The sequence below is a fragment of the Pedobacter jamesrossensis genome (assembly GCF_042650905.1).
Lineage (GTDB): Bacteria > Bacteroidota > Bacteroidia > Sphingobacteriales > Sphingobacteriaceae > Pedobacter > Pedobacter jamesrossensis.
Genome location: NZ_JBHSBY010000030.1, coordinates 231,484 through 244,298, shown reverse-complemented (window position 1 = coordinate 244,298; position 12,815 = coordinate 231,484). Strand labels below are relative to the sequence as shown.

At 35.4% G+C, this 12,815-nt stretch carries 16 protein-coding genes; 10 read left to right on the top strand and 6 right to left on the bottom strand.

Going from position 1 to position 12,815, the window contains the following annotated elements:
• Positions 1-104 precede the first annotated feature (104 nt).
• Positions 105-1,871 carry an AsmA family protein gene (locus tag ACFOUY_RS05780; RefSeq protein ID WP_378959527.1) on the bottom strand — a complete coding sequence of 589 codons (1,767 nt, stop codon included), beginning with the start codon at positions 1,869-1,871 and terminating at the stop codon, positions 105-107.
• Between the two features lie 111 nt (positions 1,872-1,982).
• Here ACFOUY_RS05780 and ACFOUY_RS05775 point away from each other — a divergent pair, with 111 nt between their 5' ends.
• Together ACFOUY_RS05775 and ACFOUY_RS05770 are read left to right on the top strand one after the other, a co-directional pair.
• Positions 1,983-2,546 (top strand): 5-formyltetrahydrofolate cyclo-ligase, encoded by a 564-nt coding sequence (locus tag ACFOUY_RS05775; RefSeq protein ID WP_378959526.1) that lies wholly within the window; start codon positions 1,983-1,985, stop codon positions 2,544-2,546.
• Between the two features lie 11 nt (positions 2,547-2,557).
• The gene (locus ACFOUY_RS05770) at positions 2,558-2,716 is read left to right on the top strand and encodes a hypothetical protein (RefSeq protein ID WP_378959525.1); all 159 of its coding nucleotides are present in this window, start codon (positions 2,558-2,560) and stop codon (positions 2,714-2,716) included.
• A gap of 147 nt (positions 2,717-2,863) precedes the next feature.
• On the opposite strand, the gene ACFOUY_RS05765 is transcribed toward ACFOUY_RS05770, so the two are convergent.
• From ACFOUY_RS05765 to ACFOUY_RS05750, 4 genes are read right to left on the bottom strand one after another with little or no spacing between them, the layout of a single operon-like run.
• Positions 2,864-3,850, bottom strand: a complete 987-nt coding sequence (locus ACFOUY_RS05765; RefSeq protein ID WP_378959524.1) for a formimidoylglutamase — start codon at positions 3,848-3,850, stop codon at positions 2,864-2,866.
• A complete protein-coding gene (hutI, locus tag ACFOUY_RS05760) occupies positions 3,843-5,084 on the bottom strand; it encodes an imidazolonepropionase (protein ID WP_378959523.1) in 1,242 nt (413 codons plus the stop codon). The genes ACFOUY_RS05765 and hutI overlap by 8 nt, the downstream gene beginning before the upstream one ends.
• A 46-nt stretch (positions 5,085-5,130) precedes the next feature.
• Positions 5,131-5,898, bottom strand: coding sequence for an exodeoxyribonuclease III (locus ACFOUY_RS05755; RefSeq protein ID WP_378959522.1), 768 nt, complete (start codon positions 5,896-5,898; stop codon positions 5,131-5,133).
• Complete coding sequence (locus tag ACFOUY_RS05750) at positions 5,898-6,617, bottom strand: peptidylprolyl isomerase (RefSeq protein WP_378959521.1); 720 nt, start codon at positions 6,615-6,617, stop codon at positions 5,898-5,900. The genes ACFOUY_RS05755 and ACFOUY_RS05750 overlap by 1 nt, the downstream gene beginning before the upstream one ends.
• Before the next feature lie 94 nt (positions 6,618-6,711).
• On the opposite strand from ACFOUY_RS05750, the gene ACFOUY_RS05745 reads away from it, so the two are divergent.
• The 8 genes from ACFOUY_RS05745 (at position 6,712) to ACFOUY_RS05710 (ending at position 12,120) form a co-directional block, all read left to right on the top strand.
• Entirely contained in the window at positions 6,712-7,116 is a 405-nt protein-coding gene (locus tag ACFOUY_RS05745) for an HYC_CC_PP family protein (protein ID WP_378959520.1), read from the top strand.
• Positions 7,117-7,197: 81 nt separating this feature from the next.
• Complete coding sequence (locus ACFOUY_RS05740) at positions 7,198-7,734, top strand: heavy-metal-associated domain-containing protein (RefSeq protein WP_378959519.1); 537 nt, start codon at positions 7,198-7,200, stop codon at positions 7,732-7,734.
• Positions 7,735-7,737: 3 nt separating this feature from the next.
• Positions 7,738-8,550, top strand: a complete 813-nt coding sequence (locus ACFOUY_RS05735; protein WP_378959518.1) for a hypothetical protein — start codon at positions 7,738-7,740, stop codon at positions 8,548-8,550.
• Between the two features lie 8 nt (positions 8,551-8,558).
• Complete coding sequence (locus ACFOUY_RS05730; RefSeq protein WP_378959517.1) at positions 8,559-9,062, top strand: DUF3347 domain-containing protein; 504 nt, start codon at positions 8,559-8,561, stop codon at positions 9,060-9,062.
• Entirely contained in the window at positions 9,062-9,622 is a 561-nt protein-coding gene (locus ACFOUY_RS05725) for a helix-turn-helix domain-containing protein (RefSeq protein WP_378959516.1), read from the top strand. Before ACFOUY_RS05730 ends, ACFOUY_RS05725 begins: the two co-directional genes overlap by 1 nt.
• Positions 9,623-9,805: 183 nt before the next feature.
• Entirely contained in the window at positions 9,806-10,378 is a 573-nt protein-coding gene (locus tag ACFOUY_RS05720) for a YceI family protein (protein WP_378959515.1), read from the top strand.
• Positions 10,379-10,453: 75 nt separating this feature from the next.
• Positions 10,454-11,278, top strand: a complete 825-nt coding sequence (ygiD, locus tag ACFOUY_RS05715) for a 4,5-DOPA-extradiol-dioxygenase (RefSeq protein WP_378959514.1) — start codon at positions 10,454-10,456, stop codon at positions 11,276-11,278.
• Between the two features lie 122 nt (positions 11,279-11,400).
• Positions 11,401-12,120: a heavy-metal-associated domain-containing protein gene (locus tag ACFOUY_RS05710; protein ID WP_378959513.1), complete on the top strand. Its 720-nt coding sequence runs from the start codon at positions 11,401-11,403 to the stop codon at positions 12,118-12,120.
• A 71-nt stretch (positions 12,121-12,191) separates the two neighbouring features.
• Here the strand turns inward: ACFOUY_RS05710 and ACFOUY_RS05705 are convergent, their stop codons facing one another.
• Entirely contained in the window at positions 12,192-12,719 is a 528-nt protein-coding gene (locus ACFOUY_RS05705; RefSeq protein WP_378959512.1) for a YfiT family bacillithiol transferase, read from the bottom strand.
• Positions 12,720-12,815 lie beyond the last annotated feature (96 nt).

Here is a 12,815-nt window from a genome sequence, read left to right as displayed (position 1 = left end):
AAATATCAAATAACGTAAAAAAAAGAAAGCGGATGAAGAGTTCAGCACTCATTCATCCGCTTTGCAAAAACAGACTATTTTAAGTCCACTTTTTCAGTGCCCTCCTAATTTTTCTCCCTTTTTTCTTTTTTGTCTGCTTGTTTTTGTTCTTTTATTTTCTCTGCGATAACTTTTTGCTGCTTCACAGGGTTTTTTTCCGGAACCACACCAACGCCAACAATATCTTTAATGCCAATGAAAACGGCTTTCCACATCAAATTAAAAAATGAAGCAGAATTGATTCTCGTATTCGTCATTTTAGCTGTTCTTGGCGCCTCTCCTTTTACAGGATTGTCATCTTTCACTAAAACAGTATTAGCTAAAAAGGAGAGAAAACCTTTTTCCTTTGTTCCTTCTCCATCAATGTTATCCGATAACAATTTCACCTTTAAATTAGTATAAAGCATACTCATAGAACCATTCGCCGAACGAAGATTTGCATCAGCTTTAAAAGCTAATTTTTGAATATTACCACTTTCAATTTCTATTAATCCTAAATTTTTAGAGAGAGAATTTAAGCCTTTCATATCAAAATTACCAAGATTACCACTGTAAGAGAAGGCGCCGTTTTTATCTGTTAAGTTAAAATTTAGCTTAACATTCAACTTTCCCGTTCCCATTAAAAGTGCGTTCAAATCTGCTATGGCATGATTATTCTTTTTCAACTGCAACGTATCGTTGGTTAAGTTTAAAATATTCCCTGTTAATCTTTTAAATTCTACCGAACCAGTTTTTTTACTTGCAGGATTGTATTCGCTATATTTTAAATTGATATTTCTAATTTTTATTGTATCTATTATTATTGGAATATTTAATCTTTTTAAAGCTAAATGAGGATAGTTTTGTCCCTTATCTAATGGTGGAGGAGGCGATTCGCGACTCATAAAAACTTCCACATTTGCCTGCCCAATTCTGAGCGATTTAGCATGAAGTTTTTCATCTGTATTTAACCCGATAAAATCTACACCATTGAATTCAATTCTATCAAAATCTAAATTATACCTGTCTTTTTGAATTTTATACTTTCTGGCGAAAGTTAGTTCAGGATAAAGTGGTATTAATTTTAAACCTTTAACTGTAATTTTCTTAGATGCAGCAGAACCTGAAACAGTATCCATTTTCATTGAATACATTTTATCTTTGGTTGTCGATTTATAACCCGCAAGTTGAAAAGAAATATCCTTTGTGTAATAAAATCTTGATGTATCGTTACCAGAAAGCGAATCTAAAAGGAAATCGTTAACAGAAATATCGAGGTGCTTAATAGAATGTTTTGTCTTTTTTATTGCAGTTTTATGAATGTAATCGAAATCGGCATCAACAATTTTTAGCGATTTTATATGCAGCGACTTAAATGTTTTTGAGATCTGCTCGTAAAGGGTTTTATTACCTTTCGCTGTGTCAGACAATTTTTCAACCTTATTGAAAATCATATTTATAGATGGCTTATTAAGAATGATAGCATTTACATTTACCTTCTTTTTAAAATACGCCGTAAGAATTCCAACTCCGGTAATTTCAAGTTTCTTTAACTTCAATTCGAAAATATGTGCCGGAGCTAATTTTTGAGACTTTAAACTATCGAAAACAGCCGTATCGGGCAACAAGGTCACATCTTTGAGCACTAAACTACCGGTTACTATGTTAAGATTAATGCTTTTGAAATCTATTTTATACAGGTGCCTTGAACCTGTATAAATACCATCTTTAATTTTTTCTGACAATAGCGGTTTCCATCTTGCGCTGAGAAACATCACTCCGAAGGCAAGAATTAAAATCAATCCACCAATAATACTGGTTATCCAAATCCAAAGTTTATTTTGAGCTGTCATTTTATTGGTTTATGGATAGTTAACATTTAGGACTGAGAAAGGTTTTTAATCTTACTTTTCTTAAGAATTACATTACTTACATAACTTGTTATAAAAAGTATAAATTTGAAAATGATGTTAAAAGTCGAAATAAGAAAGCGGGCTTTAAAAGAAAGATTATCGCTAACTGATGAAGAATATAAAAAGCTTAACAATTCGCTTTTAAATCAATTTAAATCACTTGATTTTTACGAGGTAAAAACCATTCATGTCTTTTTGCCCATTATCGAAAAGAAAGAGCCTAATACTTTTATACTAATAGAATGGTTAGCCAAAAATCATCCTCAAATTAAAATTATTGTGCCAAAGGCTGATTTTGAAACAGCTTTAATGACCAATCATGAGTACATTGGAGTAGATGATTTGCAGAAAAATCTTTATAACATTCTCGAACCACAAAAAGGAAATATTCATAGCGGAGAGATCGACATTGTTTTAATTCCGCTTTTATCATTTGATAAGCAAGGCTATCGCGTTGGCTATGGTAAAGGCTTTTATGATCGATTTCTGGAAAGTATAAATGCTCAAAAAATAGGTTTATCTTTGTCGCCTGCAATAGAAAAAATTGATGACGTGAATGAACACGATATCCGTTTAGATTTTTGCATTACACCAACAGAAATTATTAAATTTTAAGCTTAGCAATCATGGCAACCGAAATCGTTATTAAAACAGAAAAGCAATACGAAGAAAATATGATTGCGGTATTCGAATTGCAGGAAAAAGAAGAATTAACAGCAGATGATTTAAAGCAAATCGAATTGATGTTAAAAGCTGGCGAAAAATATGAAGCTGAGCATTTGTAGTTTTCTAACCTATAGTATTCTGTAATTTTGAATGTAAAGAAGAATCCGCAAGCGATGAAACAAAGAATCTTTCATCTTGATAACGTGTTCTTCGGTAATTAGTCAGTTATAGATTCTTCGCTGCGCTCAGAATTACAACATGAATACCTAAAACTGTGCTTTAGCAAAATCGCTTACTAAATAAGCAATTAATTTCGAGGTAAGTTTACTCACTCTTCCATCGAGTAATCTCGTTGCGCCCTCGCTAATATGCAAGTAAGAAAATTTCCTTTTGTTAGTTAAAATTAACTTCCTAATATCATTTACCGAAAACCCTGATGGCGTTTCCGCACTGGAAAGTACATTTTGAATGGAGTCTAAATCGATTTCTAATCCTGCTCTCGCCAATTCAGATAGCTCAACAGCATCAGTACCTTTCAAAATATCATCAAAAAATATGGCCTTCAGGTTCGATTTTTTTTCTATTTGATTTAAAATTGGCTCATTATTATAGCTTTGATGCAAGCCATACATGTAATAGTTTTCAATAAAATTTTCGGCTAAAGCAAAAGTAAACCCGTTTCCGCTGTGCCTTCCCTCCTGCTCACGTAAATCAGCATGAGCATCTATATTTAAAACATTAATTGCTATTCTGCTTGCAAGCGATGTCCCTTTAATTATCGGATATGCATTATTATGCCCACCGCCAATTACAATCGGGATTTTGCCAGCTGAAACAATTATTTCAATCACAGGATAAACCAAATCATCAATTTCGGCAACCTTATTTCTCAAAGCAATAATCGACGAATCCTCGGGCTCCTCGATTTCAAAATGACCTAAAACGAGAATTTCCTCTCCGTTTAAAAATCTATTGCTTTGAATATTAAGAAAGGCCATTAAGGCTGGCCGCCATGCTGTAGACGTACCTGCCAAACCAGCATTTGCCCGAACTCCAATATCTTCAGGAATACCTAAAAGCACGAATTTAGCATCACTTTTTTTCAGTCCATTTAATGAGATTGCCGCGTTCGATGAAGAATCGCTTTCGCTGTGACTATATATATCGACTTTTTCGCCAAGTTTAGTTTCTCCATCACGAGAAATAATCAAGCTATCAATCTCGCTTTGCGAATATATTTTAAGGCTATCCATTGTAAATTTTCCCGTTTAAAATAACCGTCTCTATTTGTGTTTCGCCAAAGCTGTAGGGCAAATAGGCAATTGAAGGCATTGGTTTCGTGATAAATAAATTAGCTTTCTTGCCAACAGCAATACTTCCTAACTCTTTGCTAATTTCCATAGCGGCAGCACCGTTTAAAGTTGCAGCATTTATTGCTTGTTCTGGCAACATTTTCAGTTTAATACAGCCTAATGAAACTACAAAATTCATGTTTCCAGAAGGCGTTGAACCTGGATTATAATCTGTAGCCAAAGCCACGGCAACATTTGCTGCTATGATGCTTTTAGCATCTGCGAAAGATATCCCTAAGTAGAACGAGCAAGATGGCAATAAAGTTGCGATGGTTTGGCTGTTTTTTAGCGCTAGAATCGTTTCCTGATTTGTTTCTTCGAGATGATCGACCGAAATGGCGTTATTTTTTATACCAACCTCTACCGCACCAGAAACAGAAAGTTGATTTGCATGAATTTTTGGCTTCAAACCAAATTTAGCGCCTGCTTTTAAAACTTCATCAGTTTGCTCAACAGAGAAAAATCCCTTTTCACAAAATACATCGATGTAATCTGCTAAGTTTTCTGCCGCAATTTTTGGCAGCATTTCATTAATAATTAAATCGATATATCCTTTTTGATTACTTTTATATTCGGTTGGAAAAGCATGAGCAGCCAAAAAAGTTGCCTTTATCGAAATTGGGAAATCGGCTTTTAACCGTTTAATAACCCTCAGCATTTTAATTTCACTTTCTAAGGTTAAGCCATAACCACTTTTTATTTCAACAGCTCCCGTTCCTTTTAAAATCATTTGTTTTAAGCGAATTGATGCGCTTTCATAAAGTTCCTCTTCCGTGGCTCTTTGCATTTTACCTGCAGAGTTTAAAATGCCTCCGCCCGCAGCTGCAATTTCTTCATAGGTTTTTCCTTGAATTTTCATTGCAAATTCTTCCTCACGCGAAGCGGCAAACACTATGTGTGTATGGCTATCACACCAGGATGGGAAAACGTATTTACCAGTACCGGAGATTTGAGTATTCAGATTTGCGATGTGAGATGGGATTTCACTCATTTTTCCGAAATCTTTAATCAAATCGTCTTCAAGCAATAGCCATGCATTTTCCAAAACAGGTAAATTTTTCATTTCGCCGCCGCGGAGAACCAATTTATCTTTAGGATGCAAGCCAACAAGGCCTTTTATATTTGTGATTAGCATTTGGTTAGTTCTTTGGTATTAGGTAGCAAGGCAAGTTATTAAATTTTTAGCTCAGCTCTAAAAGCACCGGACAATGGTCTGAGTGTATTGCGTCTGGTAAAATTCTTACATTTTTTAAACGACTTTCCATTGCTCGGGTGGCTAAATGGTAATCGATTCGCCAACCTAAATTTTTGCCGCGAGAACCGGCTCTATAACTCCACCAGGTATAATGATGTGGGTCTTTATTAAAGTGCCGGAAAGTATCGATAAAACCATTATCTAAAAATAGCTGCATCCATTCACGCTCTTCTGGCAAAAAACCCGATGAATTTGCATTTGATTTTGGGTTATGAATATCAATAGCAGTATGGCAAATATTATAATCTCCACTAACAATTAAATTCGGGATTTCCTTTCTCAGTTCTCCGATATAAACATCAAAGAATTTCATAAAATCGTACTTTTTTGCTTGGCGCTCATCTCCGCTAGAGCCTGATGGCATGTATAAACTCATTAAAGAGAAATCATCGAAATCGGCTCTTAAAATTCTTCCCTCTTTATCAATCCACTCTTCGCCACAGCCATATTCTACATGATTGGGTTTTATCTTGGTTAAAATAGCCACGCCACTATAACCTTTCTTTTCTGCCGGAAACCAATAATGATGGTAGCCTAACTGCTCAACTAAAGCAATAATTTCAGGAATTTGTATGGGCAAAGCTTTCACTTCCTGTAAGCAAATCATATCTGCATTGGTGGCTTGCAACCAGCCAAAAAAGTTTTTGGTGCTTGCCGCACGAATGCCGTTAACATTGTATGAGATGATTTTCATTAAGATTTCATTATCATTTCATCTTTTAACGAACCATTCGCAAGCTGTTTCTCTAACTTCTTTGCCTCTCTTCTTTTCAAAATCGCAATATCCATTTTAACGTCTTGTTTTGGGCGGTTATTCTTATCCGTTGATAAAGCCGCGATTTTATCTACCATATCCAAGCCGAAAACAATTTCGCCATAAACAGTATAATTTCTATCTAAATGTGGCGCACCGCCTATGGTTTTATAAACCTGTCTTTGCCATTCTGGAATTTTAAATTTCAATCGTTTTTCTTCAACGCTGTTTAATTGTTCATCAGTAAAAACTTTGCCCTGTACTAAATAAAACTGACTTCCGCTGGATGCTTTCTCTGGGTTATTATCTCTTGCCGCAGCCAAAACCCCTTTTTTGTGAAATAAGCTATCTCTAAATTCTGCCGGAATGGTATATTTTGGTCCACCCTCACCAAGCAAAGAATCTGGCTTCGCGCTTCTCGAATCTGGGTCGCCGCCTTGAATCATAAAATCTTTAATCACTCGGTGAAACAAAGTGCCGTTGTAATATTTTTCCTTGGTCAATTTCAGAAAATTGTCACGATGCAAAGGTGTTTCATTATAAAGTTTTACAATACATTCTCCAAATTCTGTTTTAATGCGGATGTATTGGTTTTTAGGCTTTACAGCAAAGGCAGAAAGCACCGAAAAAGTGCATATAAATAAAAGTAATTTCTTCATTTGAATAGTGTTTGCGGCTAAATTAAGCTAAAAAATGAAATTCAATAAATATTAGTTATGCAATTTAGCTGTTTTTTCCCTTACCTTTGTAATAATGAAACTCAGACAGAAAATAGCACTTACTTTGGCCGTATTTTACGCGGTTAGTGTTATGGGTTTGGCTTTAAGTTTGCATTTCTGTGGTGGTAAACTCGAAAACGTAAAGCTTTTTAGCAATGAAGTTTCTTGCAAGTTCTGTAAAGATATTCCTGCAGAAAAAATTAAAGATGACGGCTGCTGCCAAAATAAGCAGGTAACGGTTAAAGTAAAAGATAGTCACCAAGGTGAGGCACAAATACAAATGCCGAAGTTGTTTTCTATCCAGCTTTTTTTACATCCACCAGTTTTAGAATTTCTTTCGAACATTACCCCAGCTTTTTTTAGCAAAATTACAAATAAGGCTCCGCCGCTTTACTCGCGTGTTGCCCTGCATGTTTTCAATTGTATTTTTAGGAATTAGGATATAACATATCCCTGTTAATGCGTGGTGCATTTATACAGGCTTAATATGACATTTTCTTAAGTTCTAATTCAAAAAATCATGAAAACAATAAAATTATTCAGCATTATTATGCTCCTTTTTGCTGTAAACGTTTCGGCTCAACAAATATCAACCGCAGATTTACAGGTAACAGGTCTAACTTGTTCAATGTGTTCAAATGCAACACAAAAATCGCTAGAAACATTAGGTTTTATCAATTCGGTAAAGCCAGATTTAAACAAAAATATCTTCGTTTTAACATTCAAAAAAGGTGCAGATATCAATTTAGATATGGTGCGCAAGAAAGTTCAGGATGCTGGTTTTTCTGTTGGCGGGCTAACTGCCGATTTCACCTTCAATCAGGTTAAAGTTGATGATAAAGGCCAGGCCATTGTTGAAGGCAATGTATATCGTTTTGTAAATGCAAAGAATAAAACACTAAATGGTACAGTAAAAGCATCGGTTATTGATAAAAATTTCATCTCTGGCACTGCATTTAAAAAGCAGGCAACTTCTGTTAATTCAGACGCTTATGCGAACGGAACAACTGTTATAAACGGAAAGAAAACCCGTGTTTATCACTTAGTTCTTTCTTAAAAAATGAAAAGATTATTTATTACGGCGCTGGTTTTGGCAAGCGCTTTTAATCATGTTTTTAGTCAGGAATTATATGTTTTTACGGAGCCAGCGAGTAATATGCCAACTAAATCAATCGGTGTACGCATCACTAACGAAGGCATGTTTAACAACCCTAGTTTTGTAAGCAGAACTATTCCCGAAGTGATGTTTGGTTTCAATAAAAACCTAATGGCTCATGCGCAGGCTTTTCTTTCGGATATGGATGGGAAATACCGATTAGAGGGTGGAAGTTTGTACACAAAGTATCGTTTTCTTTCTATTGATGAAGCACAAAGTCATTTTAGAGCCGCAGCCTTTGGAAGAATTAGCACGAGTAAACGACCAACTTACACCAGAGATATAAATTTAGAAGGCGATAACAGTGGCGTACAAGGCGGTTTAATTTTTACGCAACTTTTGCATAAACTAGCTTTATCGGCAACTTTAGGTTATGCACATTCGTTTAAAGATAACGAGAAGCAAATTATTGGGTTGCCTAGATCAAACAATATGCTTTCTTATAGTTTATCTTCGGGTTATTTGGTTTTGCCTTTCGTTTACAAAAATTATAAGGAACCAAATTTCAATGTCTATTTCGAAATGCTAGGTAAAACCGACCCCAGTTCGGGGCAATCTTATTTAGATTTGGCGCCTGCAATTCAGGTAATTTTAAATAGCACTACCCGAATTGACTTGGGTTATCGTTTTCAGGCAACTGGAAATATGACAAACCGCTACACTAAAAACATGTACCTTTTAAGGGCAGAATTTAACTTTTTTAATGTTTTAAAATAATATAACTGATGAAAAAAATCATGATAATGGTGGCTATAATTGCCATCGCAACTACAAAATTAACTTTTGCACAAAGCAAAACCGATGCAGCTTTTAATCAAGTTTTAACGGCTTATTATGATGTGAAAAATGCTTTAGCTACTGATAAAAAAGATGTGGCAGCAGAAAAAGTAAAAGTTTTATCAGCTAAGGTTGATGCGATTCCACATAAAGATTTGCCTGCTACGCAACACATGCTTTGGATGGAACAAGCTAAAATCATTAAAGTAAAAGCCACAGAATTAGCTGCCGGAAAAGATATCAAAGCACAAAGAAAATCTTTCGAGGGCATTTCTTATGCAATGATTAAAACAGTAAAAAACATCAAATTTAATAATGCACCCGTTTACGTTCAGCATTGTCCAATGGCAAAAGCAAGTTGGTTAAACGAAAAAGAGAACATCGAAAATCCATATTATGGAAGTATGATGTTTGATTGCGGCGATGTTTCTGAAACGATAAAATCGAAATAATGAATCTGCATATCAAAAATATGGTATGCAACCGCTGCAAAATGGTGGTTAAAGCCGAGCTCGAAAAGCTTGGCTTTAACCCTATTTCGGTTGAATTAGGAGAAGTTTCTTTAGTGGAAAATATTTCTGCTGATGATAAATCCAGAATTTCGCAAAAGCTAAATCATTTTGGTTTTGAATTACTGGAAGATAAAAAAACTCAAATTGCAGAGCAACTGAAAACCTCGATTATTAATTTGGTTCATTACTCGAAAGAACCATTAAAAATTAACCTGTCTGCTTATTTAAGCGAGCAACTCCATACCGAATATCATCATCTCAGCGCTATCTTTTCTGAAGTTGAAAATCAAACTATTGAGAAATATTTCATTGCCCAAAAAATAGAAAAAGCAAAAGAAATGCTTACTTATGGAGAATTAACGCTTAGCGAAATTGCCTATCAACTCAATTATAGTAGCGTTGCACATCTTTCTACTCAGTTTAAAAAGGTTACAGGGTTAACCCCATCAGCATACAAAACCGAAACTGCTGATAGAAGAAAAACGCTGGATGAAATTTAGATAATAGAAAAGTTAAATGGAAAATGGAATTCGACCAAACCTTTTCTTATCATACATCAATACTAAAACCTTAATTATCAGCGTATTTTTGGTAAAAATTTTATGAAACCTGCGGAAGTTATAGATTAAAAGTTTCTAGAAACTTATGCAAGCTTCATCACAACTAAAAACAAATTTAACATTATGAAAAAATTATTCTTATTGCTGATAGCTGCGTCAATCAGCGTAGCTTCTTTCGCACAAACCACTTGGAAAATCGACCCAATGCATTCATTTGTTAACTTCTCAGTTAAGCATATGGGAATTTCTTTCGTTGATGGTTCGTTTAAAAAATTCGACGGTACAGTTACCGCTGCTAAACCAGATTTAACAGATGCAAAAATCAATTTCACAGTTGATGTAAATAGCATTACAACAGGTGTTGACATGAGAGATGGTCACTTAAAAACTGATGATTTCTTTAATGCAGAGAAATTTCCAACAATGAAATTTGAAAGCACCTCATTAAAAAAATTAAGTGGAAGCGATTATGAGCTAAGCGGAAAGTTAACCATTCGCGATGTGACTAAGGATGTAAAATTCTCAGTTGTTTACGGTGGAACCGCAAAAGACCAACAAGGAAATACAAAAGCTGGCTTTGGTGCAACCACAACAATTAACCGCTTAGATTATAACATTAAATACGACCCGACTGGCGCTGGTGTTGCTAAAGATGTTACGATTAAATTGAACTTGGAATTTGTTCAAGCAAAATAAAACAACTGTCACGTTGAGCTTGTCGAAAGATAAAAGCATTCCTCGACAAGCTCAGAATGACATCATCTAATCAAAATGTCAACATTATCTCAATTCAGAAACTTTACTCAAGGCTTAGCTCAAACCGATTTAATGCCTACTCTTTTTATTGGTCATGGCTCGCCAATGAACGGTATTGAGCATAATGAGTTTAGCCAAAGTTGGGCAGATCTGGCAAATCATATTCCAGTTCCTAAAGCTGTTTTGGTTGTTTCAGCACATTGGTACACGCACGGAACTTATGTTACGTCAATGGATTTCCCATCCACCATTCACGATTTTGGTGGTTTTCCGCAGAAACTTTTTGATGTTCAATACCCGGCACCTGGCGATGCCAAATTAGCCGCGGAAATTCCATCATTAATTCATTCTACTAACGTTGGTTTAGACCACGATTGGGGTTTAGACCACGGAACCTGGACAGTTGTTAGGCACATGTATCCTGATGCAAATATTCCTGTTTTGCAGTTGAGTATTGATTATACAAAAACGCCAGAACAACATTACGAAATTGCGAAAGAGATTTATAGTTTACGTAAAAAAGGTGTTTTAGTTATTGGTAGCGGGAATATGGTTCATAACCTAAGAATGTTGAGTTGGGAAATGATTAATGGAGGTGGTTACGATTGGGCTAATGAAATGAACGATAGATTTAAAAATCTTATCGCAAATGGCGACCATAAACCATTAATCGACTACAGAAGTTTAGGTTCTGATGCGATGCTGGCCATCCCAACACCCGAACATTATTTACCTTTGATTTATACTCTGGGCTTGAAAAATGATAAGGAAGAAATTACTTTCTTTAACGATAAAGTTGTGGGCGGTTCGCTAACCATGACTTCGGTTTTAGTGGGGTAGCTGTTCATGCTTTTTGCAGCGATTCTCAACAAGCTGTCGATTAAAATTCTATAACATTTTATGATTATTCTGTAACGCGATTCCTTTGTTGATGAGGTAAATTTGTATATAAATTATTTAATATGACACATACATATCAACTTACCGGTATGACTTGCAGTGGTTGCGAAAATAAAGTAAAAAGTAACCTTTTAGTTTTACCTGATGTAACTGCTGTCGAAGTTTCAAAAGATTCAAATTCGGCTACAATTAGTATGGATAAGCACATTGGCTTGGATGCGCTGCAACATGCGTTGGGCGGCAAAGACAGCAAATATCAAATCACTACGACTGCTCAGAGCGAAATGCTAGAGGAAACAAAATCATGGGCTGAAACCTATAAACCAATCTTGATAATTTTTGGTTATGTAACAGCAATTTCACTGGTTGTTTCATGGCAAAATAACACTATAGATTTCATGGTTTTCATGCGCATTTTCATGGCTGGATTTTTCCTCACTTTTTCTTTCTTCAAAATGCTGAGCTTAAAAGGTTTTGCTGAAAGCTATGCGATGTACGATATCGTGGCCAAAAAATTTAGTGCATGGGGTTACATTTATGCTTTTATCGAACTTGGATTAGGCTTAAGTTTTGCCATTAACCTATCTCCCGTTATTGTAAACTGGATAACCTTAGTTGTAATGACCATTAGTATTCTGGGCGTTCTAGAAAGCGTTTTCAACAAGAAGAAGATTCAGTGCGCTTGTTTAGGAGCGGTTTTCAATCTGCCGATGAGCACTGTTACCATTGTTGAAGATGCAATAATGATTGCTATGAGCGTAGCGATGTTAATTTTAATATAGAATTAATTAACGACCTTACATTCCTTTCATGGTCGATTATTTTTACCAAGAGAGGAATGTAAGAATATATTTTAGCCTTTGCCGCAAGTGTTAGTAATATGAGTCAAATGATGTTTTCCGTGCCAGGCATACATGCCCAACATATTTGCTAAAGTGAGTTCTTTTCCTTGTGCCGGATGGATGTATTTTCTTTGATAATCTTCGATTGTTAAGGTTTTAAGAAATGCGACCCAACGTTGGTGCAATGCAACAAGCAAATCAATAGACATTTGAATATCGCCATTTTTTGCTTCTTCTGTTTCTGCCCAACGTTCCTCATGATAAGGTCTGATTACTGGGATTTCTTCAGTTATGGCTTGCTTAAAACGAATATAAGCATTCATGTGACTATCCGGGATATGATGAACAACTTGCCTTAAGGTCCAGCCATCGGGACGATAGGTTTGATTAAGCTCCTGCTCGCTTAAATGTTCAGTTGCTTTCTTAATTTGATTTGGTAAAGACTCAATTTCTGAAATCCAGATTTTTTCTTGGCGCTCATCAAAAACTTCTGGCATTGCAAACTGCCCGATTGGGTATTTAAGTTGTTCTAAATCCATGAAACCAAAATAGCTTTTTAATGTTAGATTTTGCCCTGAAAAAACAGAGGAACAAGTAATATTACTCGTCCGAATCTCATTTTATTCAAAAAACCC

Bases quoted from the DNA above. Each gene is read 5' to 3' on its own strand.
- ACFOUY_RS05780 (WP_378959527.1), bottom strand. From the start codon at position 1,871: ATGACAGCTCAAAATAAACTTTGGATTTGGATAACCAGTATTATTGGT.
- ACFOUY_RS05775 (WP_378959526.1), top strand. From the start codon at position 1,983: ATGATGTTAAAAGTCGAAATAAGAAAGCGGGCTTTAAAAGAAAGATTA.
- ACFOUY_RS05770 (WP_378959525.1), top strand. From the start codon at position 2,558: ATGGCAACCGAAATCGTTATTAAAACAGAAAAGCAATACGAAGAAAAT.
- ACFOUY_RS05765 (WP_378959524.1), bottom strand. From the start codon at position 3,850: ATGGATAGCCTTAAAATATATTCGCAAAGCGAGATTGATAGCTTGATT.
- hutI (WP_378959523.1), bottom strand. From the start codon at position 5,084: ATGCTAATCACAAATATAAAAGGCCTTGTTGGCTTGCATCCTAAAGAT.
- ACFOUY_RS05755 (WP_378959522.1), bottom strand. From the start codon at position 5,898: ATGAAAATCATCTCATACAATGTTAACGGCATTCGTGCGGCAAGCACC.
- ACFOUY_RS05750 (WP_378959521.1), bottom strand. From the start codon at position 6,617: ATGAAGAAATTACTTTTATTTATATGCACTTTTTCGGTGCTTTCTGCC.
- ACFOUY_RS05745 (WP_378959520.1), top strand. From the start codon at position 6,712: ATGAAACTCAGACAGAAAATAGCACTTACTTTGGCCGTATTTTACGCG.
- ACFOUY_RS05740 (WP_378959519.1), top strand. From the start codon at position 7,198: ATGAAAACAATAAAATTATTCAGCATTATTATGCTCCTTTTTGCTGTA.
- ACFOUY_RS05735 (WP_378959518.1), top strand. From the start codon at position 7,738: ATGAAAAGATTATTTATTACGGCGCTGGTTTTGGCAAGCGCTTTTAAT.
- ACFOUY_RS05730 (WP_378959517.1), top strand. From the start codon at position 8,559: ATGAAAAAAATCATGATAATGGTGGCTATAATTGCCATCGCAACTACA.
- ACFOUY_RS05725 (WP_378959516.1), top strand. From the start codon at position 9,062: ATGAATCTGCATATCAAAAATATGGTATGCAACCGCTGCAAAATGGTG.
- ACFOUY_RS05720 (WP_378959515.1), top strand. From the start codon at position 9,806: ATGAAAAAATTATTCTTATTGCTGATAGCTGCGTCAATCAGCGTAGCT.
- ygiD (WP_378959514.1), top strand. From the start codon at position 10,454: ATGTCAACATTATCTCAATTCAGAAACTTTACTCAAGGCTTAGCTCAA.
- ACFOUY_RS05710 (WP_378959513.1), top strand. From the start codon at position 11,401: ATGACACATACATATCAACTTACCGGTATGACTTGCAGTGGTTGCGAA.
- ACFOUY_RS05705 (WP_378959512.1), bottom strand. From the start codon at position 12,719: ATGGATTTAGAACAACTTAAATACCCAATCGGGCAGTTTGCAATGCCA.